The sequence below is a fragment of the Thioflexithrix psekupsensis genome (assembly GCF_002149925.1).
GTDB classification, from domain to species: Bacteria; Pseudomonadota; Gammaproteobacteria; order Beggiatoales; family Beggiatoaceae; genus Thioflexithrix; species Thioflexithrix psekupsensis.
On sequence record NZ_MSLT01000018.1, the window covers coordinates 130569 to 149452 of the forward strand.

At 40.5% G+C, this 18884-nt stretch carries 17 protein-coding genes; 9 read left to right on the forward strand and 8 right to left on the reverse strand.

Going from position 1 to position 18884, the window contains the following annotated elements; all coding sequences use genetic code 11:
- The first annotated feature begins 81 nt into the window (after positions 1-81).
- A complete protein-coding gene (trxA, locus tag TPSD3_RS10965; RefSeq protein ID WP_086488586.1) occupies positions 82-945 on the forward strand; it encodes a thioredoxin in 864 nt (287 codons plus the stop codon).
- A 67-nt stretch (positions 946-1012) separates the two neighbouring features.
- Here the strand turns inward: trxA and TPSD3_RS10970 are convergent, their stop codons facing one another.
- A complete protein-coding gene (locus TPSD3_RS10970) occupies positions 1013-1609 on the reverse strand; it encodes an RNA pyrophosphohydrolase (RefSeq protein WP_086488587.1) in 597 nt (198 codons plus the stop codon).
- Positions 1610-2087: 478 nt separating this feature from the next.
- Between TPSD3_RS10970 and TPSD3_RS10975 the strand changes: the two genes are divergently transcribed.
- On the forward strand, positions 2088-2522 hold the full coding sequence (locus tag TPSD3_RS10975) for a sulfur globule family protein (RefSeq protein ID WP_086488588.1): 435 nt from the start codon (positions 2088-2090) through the stop codon (positions 2520-2522).
- Positions 2523-2623: 101 nt separating this feature from the next.
- Here TPSD3_RS10975 and TPSD3_RS10980 read toward each other — a convergent pair whose 3' ends face one another.
- From TPSD3_RS10980 to TPSD3_RS11005, 6 genes are all read right to left on the reverse strand, one after another.
- Positions 2624-3076 (reverse strand): RDD family protein, encoded by a 453-nt coding sequence (locus TPSD3_RS10980; protein WP_086488589.1) that lies wholly within the window; start codon positions 3074-3076, stop codon positions 2624-2626.
- 33 nt (positions 3077-3109) lie between these two features.
- On the reverse strand, positions 3110-3988 hold the full coding sequence (locus TPSD3_RS10985; RefSeq protein ID WP_245391577.1) for an HpcH/HpaI aldolase/citrate lyase family protein: 879 nt from the start codon (positions 3986-3988) through the stop codon (positions 3110-3112).
- Between the two features lie 93 nt (positions 3989-4081).
- Positions 4082-5053, reverse strand: coding sequence for an HpcH/HpaI aldolase/citrate lyase family protein (locus TPSD3_RS10990; protein ID WP_086488590.1), 972 nt, complete (start codon positions 5051-5053; stop codon positions 4082-4084).
- A 76-nt stretch (positions 5054-5129) separates the two neighbouring features.
- A complete protein-coding gene (locus tag TPSD3_RS10995; protein WP_086488591.1) occupies positions 5130-5825 on the reverse strand; it encodes a 7-carboxy-7-deazaguanine synthase QueE in 696 nt (231 codons plus the stop codon).
- On the reverse strand, positions 5806-6228 hold the full coding sequence (locus TPSD3_RS11000; RefSeq protein WP_086488592.1) for a 6-pyruvoyl trahydropterin synthase family protein: 423 nt from the start codon (positions 6226-6228) through the stop codon (positions 5806-5808). The genes TPSD3_RS10995 and TPSD3_RS11000 overlap by 20 nt, the downstream gene beginning before the upstream one ends.
- A gap of 43 nt (positions 6229-6271) precedes the next feature.
- On the reverse strand, positions 6272-7201 hold the full coding sequence (locus TPSD3_RS11005; protein ID WP_176329847.1) for an alpha/beta fold hydrolase: 930 nt from the start codon (positions 7199-7201) through the stop codon (positions 6272-6274).
- Between the two features lie 201 nt (positions 7202-7402).
- Between TPSD3_RS11005 and TPSD3_RS11010 the strand changes: the two genes are divergently transcribed.
- From TPSD3_RS11010 to TPSD3_RS11040, 7 genes are all read left to right on the forward strand, one after another.
- Positions 7403-9469: a hybrid sensor histidine kinase/response regulator gene (locus TPSD3_RS11010; protein ID WP_086488594.1), complete on the forward strand. Its 2067-nt coding sequence runs from the start codon at positions 7403-7405 to the stop codon at positions 9467-9469.
- A gap of 89 nt (positions 9470-9558) precedes the next feature.
- On the forward strand, positions 9559-12951 hold the full coding sequence (locus tag TPSD3_RS11015) for a PAS domain-containing hybrid sensor histidine kinase/response regulator (protein ID WP_086488595.1): 3393 nt from the start codon (positions 9559-9561) through the stop codon (positions 12949-12951).
- A gap of 144 nt (positions 12952-13095) precedes the next feature.
- Positions 13096-14148, forward strand: a complete 1053-nt coding sequence (locus tag TPSD3_RS11020) for a GGDEF domain-containing protein (RefSeq protein ID WP_086488596.1) — start codon at positions 13096-13098, stop codon at positions 14146-14148.
- 292 nt (positions 14149-14440) lie between these two features.
- On the forward strand, positions 14441-14728 hold the full coding sequence (gatC, locus tag TPSD3_RS11025; protein WP_086488597.1) for an Asp-tRNA(Asn)/Glu-tRNA(Gln) amidotransferase subunit GatC: 288 nt from the start codon (positions 14441-14443) through the stop codon (positions 14726-14728).
- Positions 14729-14790: 62 nt separating this feature from the next.
- Positions 14791-16251 (forward strand): Asp-tRNA(Asn)/Glu-tRNA(Gln) amidotransferase subunit GatA, encoded by a 1461-nt coding sequence (gene gatA, locus TPSD3_RS11030; RefSeq protein ID WP_425353090.1) that lies wholly within the window; start codon positions 14791-14793, stop codon positions 16249-16251.
- 125 nt (positions 16252-16376) lie between these two features.
- Positions 16377-17021 (forward strand): response regulator FixJ, encoded by a 645-nt coding sequence (gene fixJ / locus TPSD3_RS11035; RefSeq protein ID WP_086488598.1) that lies wholly within the window; start codon positions 16377-16379, stop codon positions 17019-17021.
- Entirely contained in the window at positions 17021-17854 is an 834-nt protein-coding gene (locus TPSD3_RS11040; RefSeq protein WP_086488599.1) for a thymidylate synthase, read from the forward strand. Before fixJ ends, TPSD3_RS11040 begins: the two co-directional genes overlap by 1 nt.
- A 33-nt stretch (positions 17855-17887) precedes the next feature.
- Here TPSD3_RS11040 and TPSD3_RS11045 read toward each other — a convergent pair whose 3' ends face one another.
- Positions 17888-18856 (reverse strand): sigma-54 interaction domain-containing protein, encoded by a 969-nt coding sequence (locus tag TPSD3_RS11045; protein WP_245391578.1) that lies wholly within the window; start codon positions 18854-18856, stop codon positions 17888-17890.
- Between the last annotated feature and the right edge of the window lie 28 nt (positions 18857-18884).

An 18884-nucleotide genomic window follows, 5' to 3' on the forward strand; every position in this document is an offset into this window, starting at 1 on the left:
AAGGCTAATCTCTTGAAATAATTAACTTTTTCTCCATATTAGTGCAGATGAAACTTAAAAGTACAAAAAGGAGTCCATGAAATGGCAGAATCCCCTTATATCGTCACGGTAGACAGCACTAATTTTGTGACTGCGGTCATAGAATCTTCTCAAAAAGTGCCTGTTTTAGTCGATTTTTGGGCAGATTGGTGTAGTCCTTGTAAAATGTTAATGCCGATTTTAGAAAAATTGGTTGCCGAATACCAAGGACAATTTATTTTAGCGAAAATCAATATCGATCAACAACCCGCTTTAGCCAATCAATTTGCAGTGCGCAGTGTGCCAACAATAAAATTGTTTCGACACGGTAAAGTGGTGGATGAAATGCTGGGCGTGCAAGGGGAAGCGGCGTTGCGCACGATGATTGACACACACCGCGACCGTCCCGCGGATGATTTACGTCGTCAAGCCGCACAGGCTTATCACAGCGGACAATTGACCGCCGCAGTAGAACTTTTACAAGCCGCGTGCGAATTAGATAAAACTTATTACCCCAGTTATTTGGATTTAGCCCAAGTTTTCTTAGCGATGGGACAAATAGAAACCGCAGAGGCCATCATAAAAGAATTACCTGCGACCATTCAGGCTGAAGTGGCCACGCAAAAATTGCAAGTGCGTTTAAATTTTACCAAAGTGGCACAACAGGCCCCAACCATCGAACAGTTACAAGCCACATTAGCCAACGATCCCAATCAACATGAAGCACGTTATCAATTAAGTGCATTATTGGTGCTTAAACAGGATTATGAAGGCGCATTAACGCAGTTATTAGAATTAATGCGGCGCGGGCGCAAATTCGGAGATGATGCGGGGCGGAGAGGTTTGGTCGATGTATTTTTATTGTTGAATAATGAGGGGAGTTTGGTCAGTCGTTATCGGGCAAAAATGACTTCGCTGTTGTACTAAAAAAAGAACGCCCGCGCAAATTTAAAGCGGGCGTTTTAAATGATTTACTAATCCACACAGAAAAAGGTTAATAACGCACTTTAGGCGACGATGTACTCGTCACCAAGCGAGCGGTGCGCGCATCAACGATGCGACGCGGAGTAGAAACACTGGAGGTTACAGCGGTGGCGGAACTTGGAGTGGTGGATTTGGCTTTTAATGCCAATGGTTCAAATTCAGTGAGAGCTTCTTTATAGACATTGCGTTTGAAAAAGACAACCTCCTTCAACGGATGCCAATAATCCACCCAAACCCAGCGTTCAAATTCTGGCTTATCACTTTTATCAAGACAAATCCGATCTTCAGCACAAGTCAGTTTCAGCAAAAACCATTTTTGTTTCTGCCCAATACACAAAGGACGCTGATGGTGACGAATCAAATGGCTAGGCAACGCATAACGCAACCACTGCCGAGTTGTTCCTACGATTTCAACGTGCTGCGCGCCCAAGCCGATTTCCTCATAAAGTTCGCGCAACATGGCTTGTTTTGCGTCTTCATGGGCTTTCATGCCGCCTTGGGGAAACTGCCAGGCTTCTTGTCCCACTCTTTTTGCCCACAACACCCGCCCATCTTGACGCATCAAGATGATTCCTACATTTAAGCGGTAGCCGTCACTGTCAATCATGGCAATAAACTTACGTGGTCAGGTGAGCAAAGTTAGGGCAAACAAAAAATCGCAAGTTATCGATTATTTTTAACCCCTTTGTCACAAGTCTATAAAACGCTTCACCAAAACGCAAGCCAGATCAGTCAGTTTTCAGCGATTCTCCATCACTTTCAGTTAAACGCCATAGCACTTGTCTTGACCGTTTATCAAGCAAAACTGGGCTTACATATAAAAATTTTATCCTAAAAATACCCTCTTTTTGGGACATTTACAACAAAAAATCTATTATTACAACGAGTTATCGAATTTTAGAGTGTTAAAATATTAGCTGATACTAATATTGACATCTGCCAAATAGAGGTGTATATTAGAAAACACTGATGGACGTTACAGCAGAACCAACACAACGAATTTAAAGATGTATCCCTTTAAACCCGGTTGGTCGCAATAGCGCGATTGACCAAAATTATCTCATCAACCATTGGAGAATCAGACAATGAAAATGACAGCTAAAGCATTAGCCATTTCCACAATTTTAGGCGCAGCCGCCTTAGCCGCAACTCCCGCACAAGCATGGTGGGGTTGGGGTCCAGGTTCAGGTTGGGGCGGTCCTTGGGGCGGCGGTCCTGGTTCTTCTGCTTATGACATTGGACCCTTTGATGGTTCAGGTTGGGGCGATTTCAACATGAGCATGGGCGGTGGCGGCCGTGGTTACGGTTCAGGTCGTAACCACTACCAAGGTTATGGCTACCCCGTTTATGGCTACGGCTACCCCGTTTATGGCTACGGCTACCCCGGTTATGGCTACGGCTATCCTGCTCCTGCTTATGGCTATCCTGGTTATGGTGCAGTACCTCCAGTACCTCCACCTCCAGCTTACGGTGTTGCGCCTGAATACAGCGCACCCGCTGCTCCTGAAAAAGCCAAGTAATCTCAAGCATCACTGTTAAGTAGTGCGACACGGCTAACGTATCTCTGTTCATGGATACGTTGCCTTGTCTTAAAAAGGGACGGATGTCCCTTTTTGTATTTTTATTCTTCAGCAGAAGTCATAATCAATTCCGTTTCCGAAGCCTTATCATGCCACGTATGGCGATTGTCATCCCATAACGAGTGCAAAAATCCCAAACCCAACACAAAAAAAGAAAAAACAGCCACCATAAAACGCACCAACATACGCCACCACGTCAAGGGTTTATCATTGGTTGCGCGTAAACGGATGCGCCAAGTTTTCATACCTAAGGTTTGCCCGCCATATTGCCACTGCCACGCAAAGTAAACATAAATCACCACACCTAAATACAAACTGTAAAATGAACTACTGCTGTCGCCCTGTGTAATAGGATACGCCACCAATCCTGCAAAATACAATACAGCAAAAACCAAAATACTATCATACAAGATTGCCGCCATTCGTCGCCACAAACGCACAGTTACCGTTTTTGTTACATTGGAATCCACAATTGCGTTTTCTTTACCCACCATACACCACACTTTTAAAAAGCCATGTTTTAAGAATTAAGCACCTAACGACGTGATGGCTTGTGCTAACGCTAAAATTCGTTGTGCTTCAATGACATGTAAATATTCCACTAAACGGCCATTGACCACCACGACACCTTTACCTTCATTTTTCGCCTGTTCCCAAGCGGTAATCACGGCGTGTGCTTGTTCTACTTCTTGTGCGCTGGGCGCAAACGCTTGGTTAGCGGCTTCAATTTGTTTGGGATGAATCAAGGTTTTACCGTCAAAACCCATGTCACGCCCTTGTTGGCACGCGGCATTGTAGCCTATTTCGTCGTTCAAATCCAAATACACCCCGTCAATAATATCCAAACCATAAGCCCGCGCCGCAATCACACATAAACTCAAGGGAACAAGTAAACCCACCCGATCTGGCGTGTGTCTGACCCGTAAATCTTTGGCTAAATCCGACGTTCCCATCACAATCACGCTTAAACGAGGTTGATTCTGCACAATTTGCGCAATATTTAACATGCCTTTAGGCGTTTCTGCCATGATCCACAGCGGCAAATGATGATCGGGATTGACCGCGTCGAGAATAGACAAGGCATCGTGTAATTGTTGCGGGTGTTCGATTTTTGGAAGTAGCACGCCATCAATGGGCAGCGGTGCAACGGCTTCTAAATCGGCTTTGCCCCATTCTGTATTCAATCCATTCACCCGCACAATCACTTCTCGTGGCGCGTAACCGCCTGCATTAACCGCTTGTGCCACTTGTTGTCTGGCCATGAGTTTTGCGTCAGGTGCAACGGCATCTTCCAAGTCTAGAATTAAGGCATCGGCCGCTAAACTTCGCGCTTTGTCTAAAGCTTTGGCATTGGCACCGGGCATGTAAAGCACCGAACGACGCGGCCGTAAAGATTTTTCCATCATGAAATATTAATCCTCAACCATTTAAAATAAATCGGGATAACATTTTTTTAAGTCTGTTATCCCGTCCATTTTAGAGCAAAATAAAAGGAAATATTAAAGCCCAATCACTTTGGCTTTCTCAATTAAATTCTCAGCCATTTTAATACTGGCCACATCAATTAAACGGCCATCTAAACTCACTGCACCTTTACCTTCTTTTTTCGCCTGTTCCATAGCGGCTAAGATACGGCGTGCTTTTTCCACTTCAGCCGCCGAAGGACTAAACACTTCATTAGCGAGATCAATTTGTGAAGGATGAATCGCCCATTTGCCCTCATAACCTAAAATCGCTGCCCGTTTTGCCGCCGCTTTATAGGCATCGGGATCGCTAAAATCACCAAAAGGGCCATCAATCGGACGCAAACCATAAGCCCGACACGCCACCAACATACGCGCTTGAGCAAAATGCCACATGTCATTCCAGTGAAAATCACGCGGATTATCGCCCTCTTTATCGGTCAACACGCCATATTCGGGGTGTGCGCCACCGATGACTGTTGTGCGGGCGCGAGTGGACGCGGCATAATCGGCTACGCCAAAACTCATGGCTTCTAAACGACGACTGGCTTGTGCAATCGCCTCAACATTCGCCATGCCCAATGCAGTTTCAATTAGAATTTCAAAACCGATTTTCTTTTCTCGTTTTTTAGCGATTTCAATTTGCGTCACCAACATATCTACCGCATATAAATCCGCTGGCACACCGACTTTAGGAATCAATAGCATATCCAAACGCGGACAATTCTCTACCACATCAATCATATCTTTGTACATGTAATGGGTGTCTAATCCATTAATGCGCACCAACATGGTTTTATTGCCCCAATCGATCTCATTTAAAGCCGCCACTACGTTTTTACGGGCGGTTTCTTTCTCATCAGGCGCAATGGAATCTTCTAAATCAAGAAAAATGCAATCCACATTGGATTTAGCCGCTTTCTCAAAAAAACTGGGATTAGACCCCGGCACTGCCAATTCAGAGCGTTGTAAACGAGGTTTAGCTTGTTCAATAATTGTCGCACTCATCGTGTTATTTTCCCTTACGGTTGGATAAATTAAAAATTATCGTTATTATCACTACAATAAAATGGAATAAATCAGGTTAAGTCCCTCGTTGATCTTCCCATAAATCAATATGCAAACGCGGCGAATAACGAAAACCATATTGTTTGCATAATTCGGCTAACCACTGTTGTTTATCGGCAATGGTTTTTATTTGCCGACCTTGTGGCATTAAAATCACTTGTTCTGGTTTAATGGATAAATGGGTTAATAATTGTTTAATTTCAAGTATATCCTCAGCCGTATCCAGCACAAATTTTAACTGACAATCATAATGGGTTAAAAACTGTTGAATCACAGCTAATTGCAAACGAGATTGTTCATGGCGCGTTGCCCATATTGGATCGCCTAATGGTGTGGAATGGGCTAATTTGGGACTCATGGAAATTAAATGGGCTTTTACAGGAGCAAATAAAGTGGCATTGGTTTCAATGGTAACATGATGTCCGCGTGCCATTAGTTCGTCGCATAAAATCGCTAAGGGTTCTTTTTGTAAAAACGGCTCGCCACCCGTAATGACCACGTGATGTACACCATAATCTGTGATGGTTTTTACGGCATCCATGACCGTTATTATCTGCGATTCTGGCTGCCAACTGGTATAAGGCGTATCGCACCAATGACAACGTAAATTGCAAAAGCTACTGCGAAAGAAAACCGACGGCATTCCAATTAAAGCCCCTTCGCCTTGCAAACTGTAAAAGATTTCGCTGTATTTAATGATGTTCTGGTTCATAACTCGCTGAACCTGTGCAAGTTTCTCTCACTGTCACTCGTTTCACCCGCACTTCTGGGCGCGTAATGAAATCATTAATTTTCCAATATAAAAACGCGGCCATCACTTCGGCAGAAGGTTCAGCATCAAAAATAAAAATTTTCATACCATTGGCTTGTAAAGTGGGCAATAATGGATCGTGGCGATTGGCTAAATAAGCATGATCCCAATGTTCATTAATCCACTGTTTTAATGGCGTTTTAATATCATTAAAATCCATGACAAAACCATTCTCATTTAACACCGAAGCGGTTAATTCAACCGTGACTTCTCCACTGTGACCATGCACATGGCGACATTTCCCCTGATGGTACATTAATCGATGGGCATATTCATAAGTCACTTTAGTGATAATACTGTACATGATTTTTCCTATTTTTTACATTAAAAAAATGCAATGGTTTTGATTAAATTTTCACATTAAAAAACGGCAAAAGATGACGCATGACTTGATCAGGACAATCTTCCACTGCATGATGTCCACATTCAGATAAAATTTGCAATTGAGCCTGCGGCAAATCTTGCTGCAAACGGTAAGCATCATGCACGGGAAACCAACGATCTCGTTCTCCCCATAAGATTAAAACAGGGCAGCGAATTAAACTTAATTCTTGCTGTAATTGTGAGATTAAATTAGGCTGTTTTTTTTGGTATTTAGCCAATTCTAAGGCTGCCAAACGAGTATCTTCAATTAACGGCAATAAACTGTTTTTTTGAGTAAAATAGGGGAATAACAAAGTACGCACCGCATCAATGGATACTTTCTCACTGTGACAATAAACTTCTTTTTGTTGCTGATGAGTTAAATAAACCAATAAAGGCGCAAATAAACGAATCATTCTAAAATAATCCGCTAAACGCACCACAGGACGAGGAATTTTTACAAATAAACGCATCGCCCAATTGGGCATCATCTGCGGGTAAACAGGAGGAGAAATGACAACTAATTTCTTGATTAAATGGGGATATTCCGCCGCCAAATGCAAAGCCACCCACGCGCCCAGCGATTCTGCTAAAATAAAAATAGGCTGATTTTCTCTTATTTTTTCAATAAAACGCAAAGTTTCGACAATTTGGTGTCCAATGACTTCAGGTGTTCGTGAGCGTTGCGAATAGCCGTAGCCTTTGGCATCAAAACAAACCACGCGAAAATACCGCGCCAACGGCATAATGAGTGCCTGCCATGATACACTCCAACTGCCCCAACCATGCAAAAGCAGCAACGTTGCCCCTGTACCGCGCTCGCCCCATGCCAGTTCGACGGGGTGTCCATTGGCATCTATAATCGTAGTAACTTGTTTTCCTTGTGGAAAATGGACAGACCACCAATCTGACATTCTCACTGACGCTCCTATTGGCATGATGATGCCCATTAATTATATAATTTAAAATCATTAACCCGTTTTATCAATCGCGTTAAATACAACACACAAAATTCGTCCGTTTTGAGCCAATAAAAAGCAAGGTACAATTTTTGCGACCCCTGTTTTTTTAAACTAATTTTCATCGATTTAAAGAAGAAACGAGACAATAACCAAATGAATAAAACTATGACCATTAAAACGATGTTATTTAGCATGTTAATTACCGTAGCGATTACATTAACTTTAGTCATTACCATTGCATTGCATCGTCATTTAAAATTACAACACTATGTTTCTCAGGCGAGTTTTGAGCATCAAGTGTCTACTAATTTCCAATTTATTAATAAAGAATTAGAGCAGGCTGAACAGGCTTTATCTCGTTTAAAAAATTATGCTAATTTATTTCTGAGTCAACAATTTGAATTAGAAAATACTTTAACTTTTTTGACACAAGCGATGGGAGAAAATTTAAAGCTCAACCATTATCAATATGGTGCTTCGCTGATTTTAACCACAGAAACGGCGCAAAAATATTTTAATCAAAATTATTATCGTCTGTTTGTTTATCGTGACGAAACACAAAATCATGCCTCACAAAATGTCCATATTGAAGCCCAAACTGAAAATAAAGCCTATCAAACGTGGATTGAGCAATGGTCGCCTTCAGTGAATCAACAAGTGATCACTCCCATTTATCAAGATGAAAAAACAGGCTTATGGTTATTTACGCTAATTGTTGAATTAGATCATAATCCTTATTTTAATGGTTTTGTTGCCGTTGATATATTACTAGAGCGTTTAGTGACTCAAATTGAATCGGTTAAATTTGGTCGAAGTGGGGGATTGTTTTTGGCAAATTATGACACAGGATTATTGCTTTCTCACCAAAATAAAGCCTTGATCGATCATGAACAAACCTCCAGTGTACATCATGGTATGTTGGGACAACAAAATGCCGACCGTTACTCACTTTACCAACTGCCCACCGCAGAAGCATGGCGAAAAATTCTTATTCAACCTACTGAATTTATTGATATTCGTGGTTTAGATCAGCGGTTGTATAAAGTGTCATCACGTCCCTTGCAACAAGTTCCCTGGACAATTGTGGCTTATCAAGGGCATTATGAATTGCAAAAAGAATTGCATGTCAGTTTATTTATTTTTGTGTTTTTGGGCATTGCAGGATTTATGGCTTTAGCGATAATGGGATTGTTTTTTACCCATTTAATGACAGAACCTTTGCGTCGTTTAGTCAGCATTATGAAAAAAGTAAAAGAACAAGATACAGTTGGTTTAAGTGCGCCCATTGCAGGTCCTATGGAAATCCGTGAATTGGGAGAAATTTTTAACCAAATGTTACGTTCAATTAACGAGGCGGTGGCCGAAAAAGATCGCTATGCCAAGCGGCTGCAACAATACAGTCATGATTTAGAGCGTCAAGTAGAATGTCGCACTGCTGAGTTGGCCGAAGCGATGGAGCAAGCTCGCTCTGCCAGCCGCTCTAAGAGCCAATTTCTTGCCAATATGAGCCACGAATTGCGCACGCCTATGAATGCCATCATTGGCTATTCTGAGATTTTACAAGAAGAATTGGCCGAACGGCAACAACAAACCACTTTATCTGATGTACAAAAAATTTTGAGTGCCAGTCGTCACTTATTGGGTTTAATTAATGATATTCTGGACATTTCTAAAATTGAAGCAGGAAAAATGGAAGTTTATTTAGAACATTTCAATCTTAATTTATTAGTGACAGAAGTGGTTAATACGGTAAAGCCATTAGTGGAAAAACAGCATAATCAATTAAAAGTTTTTTTTGATCCCAGCTTATCTTCTATGTACTCAGATTCAACCAAATTAAGACAAAATTTATTAAATCTGCTCAGTAATGCCAGTAAATTTTCAGCGCAAGATGTGATTGAATTAAACATTATTCGTGATCCGCAAAACGAAGCCGATTGGGTGCAGTTTCAAGTGATTGATCATGGCATTGGCATGACTCCACAACAAATGGCGCGTTTATTTGAAATGTTCGTGCAAGCCGATGCCTCCACCACGCGCAAATATGGAGGCAGCGGTTTAGGTTTAGCCATTACCAAAAGTTTTTGTGAAATGTTAGGTGGAACAATTGAAGTCAATAGCGAATTGGGTAAAGGCAGTATTTTCACGATGCGTTTGCCTTTACAAGCTGAATCCAGAGAGAAAATGAGCAATGCCAGTTCTTTGGCTTCATTACATTAATGATAATAGAATTTAAAAAGGATGACTTTTGAGTTTATTTTTAGGTAAAATAAAGCATTTCTATCCTAGTTTTTCACTGAGTTTAAAAAATGACCACATCTCCATCTTTTTCAAATGAATTATTAGGTTTAACTGAACCATTAGCCACACTATTTAATCAACTCAGCACACCTGTTTTTGTACGCGATGACAAACAACGTTGGTGTTATCTAAATGATGCCGCTTGCCAGTTTTTTGGGCAATCGCGTAGCTTTATGTTAGGGCGAAGCGATAACGAATTATTTCCGCCTTTACAAAGCCAAGCCATGCAGCAAGGCGATGGAGAATTATTAGATAAAACCGTGGCGCATTTAAATTTACAATTAAATCTCATTGCTCGCGGCCGATTGCAACAAGTGACTGTCTCAAAATCGCTGTATCAATGGCCAGAAAGTCAGCAATTTTATTTTATCTGTGAAATTCATTTACCTTTAGAAAAAAATAAATCCGTTCATGATGAACAAATTTTACCCATAGATGAAGTTTATTTAAAAAATATTTTCGATAAATCAGCAGTAGGCATGGCCTTATTAGATCAACAAGGTAATTATCTTTATTGTAATGAAAAATTAGTGTCTATGCTAGGCAAATCGATTCAGCAATTGCAAAAAAGTAATTACAGTGATTTCTTACACGAATCTGATGTGGCTTTGCACCAAGCGCGTTTTCAACAATTAATTTTAAAACAATTAAGCGAATATCGTTTAGAACAACGCCTGTTATATCGAGAACACCATTATTTTTGGGTAGAAGTTTGGATTTCTAATACTTATTTAGACTATTCTTTTCAAGAAAATCATTGGATCATTGCCATTATTGCTGATATTTCTGCGCGTAAAACCACTGAATATGCGTTGCGAGAAAGTGAATCGCGTTTGCGTAAAGCGCAGCAAATTGCGCGTTTAGGCAGTTGGGAATGGGATATTGAGCGCGATTTAATGTATTTATCTGAAGAATTATGCGAATTTTTAGCGTTGCCTTATAGTTTGCAAAAACGCCCTTCTTCATTATTTTACGATAATATTCATCCTGATGATCGTTATGTGGTGCAGCAAAAGATACAGCGCGCCATTCAATATCGCACGGATTGCGAAGTGGAATTTCGCATTGTGCAAACGGGGGGAGGTTTACGTTATTTACAAGCCTATGCCAAAGTGATTTATAACCGTCAAGGTCAGGCTTATTCCGTCTTTGGTATTGCGCAAGACATTACCGATAGAAAGTCGATTGATTTAGCCCTTTATGAAAGCGATCAATACCGTCATCTAATTGAAGAAGCACTGATTGGTTTGGCTTTAACTCGTTTGGATGGGACATTTGTTGAAGTCAATTCGGCTTTTGCGCGAATGCTGGGTTATATGCCCGAAGATATTATTAACCAATTAAGCGATGCTAAATTAACACCACCGAGTTATTTAGAAAATTTACAAGAACAACAAAAATTATTGCAAAAAAATGGGCGTTATGGGCCGATTGAAAAAGAATATTATCATCACAATGGGCATGTGGTGCCAATTCGCATTTCTGGCGTGTTAGTCGAACGTAATAATCAGCCTTTTATTTGGCATAATGTGGAAGATATTACTGAACAGCGACAAGCTGAAAATCGCTTAAAAAATATTAATTCTATTCTCTATCAATTTAAAACAACATTAGACATGACATTAGATTGTGTTTTTATGTTTTATTTTCGCAGTTTGCGCTTTTTTTATGCCAATGAAGGCGCATTAAAAATGCTGGGTTATCGGCGATTAGAATTATTTGCGCGCACGCCTATTGATATTGATGCGCATTTTGATCAAAGCGAATTTAGAAATATGATTAATCCATTAATGACAGGTGCTTTGCCTTCATTAACTTTTGAAACCACTTATTTGCATCAATCAGGGACAAGTATCCCTGTTGAAGTGTTTTTACAATATATTCAAGTGGCGGGGCAAGCAGGGCGTTTTGTCGCCATTGTGCGCGACATTACCGAGCGCAAACAAGTGGAAGCGCGTTTGCAAAAAGCCAAAGAAGCCGCTGAATCAGCCAATCGCGCTAAAAGCACTTTTCTGGCAAATATGAGTCATGAATTGCGCACGCCATTAAATGCTATTTTAGGCTATACGCAAATTTTTCAACGCGATTTAACCCTTTCCGAAAGCCAAAGAGAAGGCATTGATATTATTCATCGCAGTGGAGAATATTTACTGACTTTAATTAATGATGTATTAGATTTGTCAAAAATAGAAGCAGGCGCGATTGAATTAAAACCACATGATTTTTATTTATTGCCTTTTTTAAATAATCTGGTTGATCTATTTCGCATTCGTTCTCAAGAGAAAAATATTAAGTTTATTTATCAACCGCAAGAAGATTTGCCGAAAGCCATTTTTTTAGACGAGAAACGGCTGCGGCAAATTCTCATTAATTTACTCAGTAATGCCATTAAATTTACTCAGCAAGGTAGCGTGATTTTTTCAGTACGTTATCAGCAGCAAAAATTATTTTTTAAAGTGGCTGATACGGGAATTGGCATTGCGGTTAATGAACTGGATAAAATATTTTTACCCTTTCGTCAAATTGAAACGCAACATTATCAAAATGAAGGCACAGGATTAGGCTTGGCGATTAGCAAGCGTTTAGTCGAAAGAATGGGCGGCACATTAGAAGTCAGCAGCTTATTGGGAGAGGGCAGTACTTTTTTATTGATTTTAGATGTGCAATTAACTCAAAATGATGCTTTACCACCTCCTGTGATTTATCTGCCTATTGTGGGTTTTCATTCTTCTGTTCCAGAGAAAAAATCTTATAATTTATTAATTGTCGATGATCAAGAAGAAAATCGCTCTGTCTTTACTCATTTATTTGAATCATTAGGGTTTCACGTTTTAGAAAGCAATAATGGACATCATACTTTAGAATTAGTGGCGAAAGAACGCATTGATTTAATCATTATGGATTTAATTATGCCTGATTTAGATGGTTTTGAAACCACTCGCTTATTGCGCCAACAATGGACTAAAGAACAATTAGCGATTATTGCCTGTTCGGCCAGTGCTTTTGATTATCACCGTCAAGAAAGTTTAAATGCAGGTTGCAATGCGTTTATTGCTAAACCTGTACAAGCAGAGGAATTATTAGCGGTGGTAGCAGATATTTTAAAATTAAAATGGATTCGCACCGAAATAACCCAAAAAAATATCCCGTTATTACGCCAAGAAGAAACGATGGCTTTAACGGTAGAAAACGTGAAACATTTCATTTTACCACAACGCGAACAATTAGAATCTTTATTAGATTTAGCCATGCGTGGAGATGTGTTTGCGGTGGTACATTTTGTGCAGAAGCTTGGATTAAATAACAGCCAATGCCAAGATTTTTGCGAACGGATTACTTTTTTAGCAAAGAATTATGAATTTAAAAAAATTCGTGAAGTATTAAAAGCAGTTTTAGATTAATCGGCAGCATCGCATTAAATCATCATTAATTATTCCCGTATAAAACTGGCTAACTTACTGTTATAATTCATAAAATAGCGTCATTATCCTGTCATGTGATTGTGTCATAACGTTCACAGTCAACGCACGGATTAGGTACACTTTATGTCTTCTCGTTCCCATTTAGATTATTCCACTCTTTCCCCACGGCGTTCTAATCGGGTGGATAGTCTTATTCGTCAAACGCCGGTGGTGACATTACAGCACACAGTGGATAGTGTGGCGGATATTTTTTACAATGATCCTAGCCTTTATTCTATTGCCGTGCTTGATCCAAATCATAAGCCTGTGGGAATTGTGCGCCGCCATGATTTTATGCACTTATTTTTAAGCCGATATGGACGAGAACTTTACGGACGAAAATTAATTACTCATTTCATGGACAATAGCCCGCTTATTATTGAGGCGCATTTGTCTTTAGAAGAAGCCAGTCATTATGTTACATCAGGTTCGCGTTTATCGCCAGAACACGATTTTATTATTGCCGAGAAAGGGATTTATCGGGGTTTAGGTCATATTATGGATTTATTGCAGGCGATGACCGAATTGCAAATTCGGAATGCCCGTTATGCCAATCCATTAACGCAATTGCCCGGTAATGTTCCCATTTACGAATATATTGAGAATTTATTAGCACAAAAAGTAAATTTTGCAGTGGCTTATTGTGATTTAGATAATTTTAAGCCATTTAATGATAATTATGGTTATGAACAAGGCGATAAAGTGATTAAAACGGTCGCCGAATTATTAACGGCTAATATGGATGAACAAAATGATTTTGTAGGGCATGTGGGGGGCGATGATTTTATTGTGGTGATGCAGAGTACGGATTGGATTGTTCGTTGTGAGACCGTATTATCGTTATTTGCTACGCAGGCTCTGACTTTTTACAATGAATCGGATAGAGCAAATGGCGGTATTCATGCTTTTGATCGTAAAGGAAATCCTACTTTTTATCCTTTTTTATCGCTCTCAATTGGCGCAGTCATGCCCGATCCAGAAGCCTGTCATTCGCATCATGATGTGGCCGCGCTCGCGTCCGAAGCCAAACATCAAGCGAAAAAACTTAATGGTAATCAATTATTTATTGACCGCCGCCGCAAACCTGCTCGCACAGTTGCCTTTACACCACCTGCGGAAAATAAGAAAGAAAAATAACGCGCAGATAAAATGGCACTTATGCCAAAATGAGAAAAAATAATTCGGGGTTTTTATATATTCCCTGAATAAAGGCACGCCTTTTCTATTTTTTATTCATCCTTCATTTCTTCTTTCGATAAAATCTCCTACTTTTCTTTGATAGAATGACCGATCCACTTTTGGCAAGAAAACCGAATGTGTGGTTAATTTTGGTTTACATAATGTTATAATTTTGCGATCAGGTGGTCTGCAAGGGATAGGCTGCTTTTTAAATCATCAATTCGATCAAACCCATAGGAGTCTCTAACCCATGTCTTTACAACGAGAACAAGTGGAAAAAATCGCCCATTTAGCGCGTATTCAACTGACTGAAGATGATATTCCTCGTTATACGGATAATTTGTCTAGTATTTTTGATTTTGTTGAACAGTTGAACAGTGTGAATACAGAAGGTATTGTGGCAATGGCACATCCATTGGATGCGGTAGCACGATTACGTCCCGATATGGTGACAGAAACAGATCAACGCAGTCATTTTCAAGCCCACGCGCCTTCGGTGGAAGCGGGTTTGTATTTAGTGCCAAAAGTGATTGAGTAATTATCGGCTGATTATCGCCGTTTCTCACTTTTTTCCTTTATTTTATCTCAAGACAAATCACAATGACAATACATACACAATCATTAACCGAATTAGCACAAGGATTACGTAGCAAACAATTTTCCAGTGTGGAATTAACGCAACATTTTTTAGCGCGCATTAAACGCTACGATTCGCAATTAAATTGTTTCATTACGCTCACAGAAACGCAGGCATTAGCCCAAGCCAAAGCGGCTGATATGCGTTTAGCGCAAGGCGATTCTAGCCCATTATTAGGCATTCCAATGGCGCATAAAGATATTTTTTGTACCAATGGGATAAAAACGTCTTGCGGCTCAAAAATGTTGGATAATTTTATTGCGCCTTATGATGCTCATGTTGTACAGAAATGTGCGACAAGTGGGGTGGTGATGTTGGGAAAAACCAACATGGATGAGTTTGCGATGGGATCGTCTAACGAAACCAGTTTTTACGGCCCCGTCAAAAATCCTTGGGACACGCAAGCGGTGCCGGGCGGCTCTTCAGGCGGCTCTGCGGCGGCTGTGGCGGCGCGTTTAGTCCCCATGGCAACGGGGACAGACACGGGGGGGTCAATTCGTCAACCAGCGGCGTTGTGCGGCATCAGTGGGCTAAAACCCACTTATGGTCTAGTCTCTCGTTATGGGATGATTGCTTTTGCCAGCAGTTTGGATCAAGGCGGCCCGATGGCGCGAAGTGCGGAAGATTTAGCCTTATTTTTCAATGCGATGGCAGGCTACGATCCGCAAGATTCGACTTCTCTTCTGCGCGATCCCGAAGATTACACCGCAGCCTTAGGACAATCGTTAGCGGGTTTAAAAATCGGCGTGCCAAAGGCATTTTTTGGTGAAGGTTTAGACGCGCAAGTGGCTGCTGTCGTGCAAGCGGCGATTGAGGAATTTAAAAAAGCAGGCGCGGAATTATACGATATTGAATTGCCGAATAGCCATCTTTCTGTTCCTGCTTATTACATTATTGCGCCTGCGGAATGTTCGTCTAATTTAGCGCGTTATGATGGCGTGCGTTTTGGTTATCGTTGTGAGCAGCCGAAAGATTTAATTGATTTATATAAACGCAGTCGTGCCGAAGGTTTCGGTGCGGAAGTGAAACGGCGAATTATGGTGGGGACTTATGCGTTATCTGCGGGTTATTACGATGCTTATTATTTAAAAGCGCAACAAATTCGTCGCTTAATTAGCGATGATTTTAAACAAGCGTTTAAACAAGTGGATGTAATTATGGGGCCTGTATCGCCTACGCCTGCATTTAATTTGGGCGAAAAGGTCGATGATCCTGTGACGATGTACTTATCTGATATTTATACGATTGCGATTAATTTAGCGGGCATTCCTGCCATGTCAATTCCAGCGGGATTTGTCAATGATCGTCCTATTGGATTGCAATTAATTGGCAATTATTTTAGTGAAGCGAAATTGCTCAATATCGCCCACCAATATCAACAACGTACCGATTGGCATTTGCAACATCCGAAGGCGTTTATTTAATTCACTATTAGATAAGCACATCGGCAAGGGATAATGCCATTTTAATGTGTATTATCCCTTAATTTTTCGATAATATTCAATTTCCCTATTTTCCCGCGCATAAGCGGACAACTGGTGTAATGAAAATGAAAACAGAACCTGTTGTATTTATTGTTGATGATGATGAAGCCATTCGGGAATCTTTGAGTTATTTACTGGAAAATGCTGATTTTAAAGTATCCTGTTATGATTCTGCTCAAACTTTTTTAGAGCAGTTTAATCAAGAACAACCAGGATGCTTATTATTAGACATTCGTTTACCCAAAATGAGTGGCTTAGAATTATTAAAGAAACTGGTTGCTCAGGATTATAGCTTGCCCATTATCATGTTATCGGGACATGGTGACATTACGATGGCGGTGCGGGCGATTAAAGATGGTGCATTTGATTTTTTAGAAAAGCCATTTGAAAGTAGCGTATTGTTAGAACGAGTGCAACAAGCCATTGCGCGGGATTTAAAACTGCGACAAGAGTCGAAAGAACGGCAAGAAGTGCTAGAGCGTTTGGCCATTTTAACCGCTAGAGAACGCGAAGTGATGGTAGAACTAATTAAAGGCAAACCCAACAAAAGCGTAGCGCGTGAATTAAACATTAGCTATAAGACCGTAGAAATCCATCGTGGCCGCATTATGGAAAAGATGAAAGCAGATGGTATTGTTGAGTTAGTCAGAATGGCAATGTTGTGTGGATTATTAAGCGAATCAATGCAGAAATCAAAGGAAGATTTTTAATGCAACTTTATTTAGATTTACTTCGAGATATTATGGAGACAGGCGTAGATAAAAACGACAGAACGGGAGTGGGAACTCGTTCTGTATTTGGGCGACAATTGCGTTATGATTTAGCGCAGGGATTTCCTTTATTAACTACAAAAAAATTGCATTTTAAATCAATTGCTTATGAGTTATTGTGGTTTTTACGGGGAGAGACAAATATTCGTTTTTTACGCGAAAATGGCGTGACAATTTGGGACGAATGGGCAACAGAAACGGGAGAATTAGGCCCTGTTTATGGGGCGCAATGGCGATTTTGGTTAGGTGCAGATGGTCGTTATTACGATCAAGTGCAGACATTAATAGATGGATTAAAAAATAATCCCGATTCGCGCCGACATGTGATTAATGCGTGGAATGTGGCTTTATTGCCTGATGAACGTAAAAAGCCTTGGGAAAATGCCAAAGAAGGTAAAATGGCATTAGCTCCGTGTCATGTGTTATATCAATTTTACGTGGCGCATAATCGCCTGAGTTCTGCGGTTTATATTCGTTCTAATGATATGTTTTTAGGCCATCCTTATAACACAGCCAGTTTAGCCTTATTCACGCATTTAATTGCACATCAATGTGATTTTGAATTAGGAGAGATTATTGTGATGCTAGGTGATGCCCATATTTACCGCAATCATTTCTCCCAAGTCGCCGAGCAATTAAGCCGAAAACCACGCCCTTTACCTCAATTGCATTTTAAAAGAAAACCCAATTCTATTTTTGATTATGAATATACCGATTTTGAATTAATAAATTATGATCCCTATCCAGCGATTGCGGCACCGATTGCGGTATAAAACGGGCTTATTGGTGATGATGTGGTCTGGTTATTATCCATCTAGCGCGTATTTTTTCATTCGGTATAATAAAGTATCACGGCTTAATCCCAATAAACGAGCGGCTTGGCTGCGATTACCTGCGCTTTTTAACAAGGCTTGTTGAATAAATACCCGCTCGACTTCTTCCAATTGAATACCTTGTTCGGGTAATTGAAACACAATGGGCGTATCTAATAACGATTCTGTTGGCGTGTTTACCATTTCAGGCGGTAAACATTGTGGCGTAATCTCTTCGCCCGTGTGAAAAATCACCATGCGTTCACAAAAATTACGCAATTCGCGTACATTTCCCGGCCACGTGTAACGTTTTAACTGTTTAATCGTGGTTTTTGTGTAATTCGGTGACGCTGTATTGTATTTTTTGGACATCTGTTGTGTTAATGTATTCAGTAACAATTCTACATCGTCTACTCGTTGCCGCAATGGGGGTAATTCCAAAGGCACGATATTAAGACGGTAAAACAAGTCTTGTCTAAATCGTCCCGCTTGCACCGCTTCGGCTAAATTCTGGTTGGTCGCGGCAATAATACGAGTATTAATTTGTTCAAATTGGGTATTGCCAACACATTGTATTTCTCCAGTTTCCAGAAAACGCAATAACTTAGATTGTATTTCTAAAGACAATTCACCCAATTCATCTAAAAACAAAGTCCCCTTATCCGCCGCTTGTAATAAGCCTTGTTGGGTGTCCACCGCGCCTGTAAACGCACCTTTGCGATGCCCGAATAACAAAGATTCTGCTAACGTATTCGGTAATGCCGCACAATTAACGGGAATAAAAGCTTGTTTAGCGCGCAAACTGTGTTGATGAATGGCGCGAGCCAGTAATTCTTTTCCCGTCCCACTTTCTCCTAAAATCAATACCGTCGCATCAGTCAGTGCAACAATACGCGCCGCCCGAATCACGGTCGCAAGCAAAGCAGAATGACCCAGTAAATGAGCAAACGCATCAGACATCATTCAATTTCATACCTTAATAATACAAATA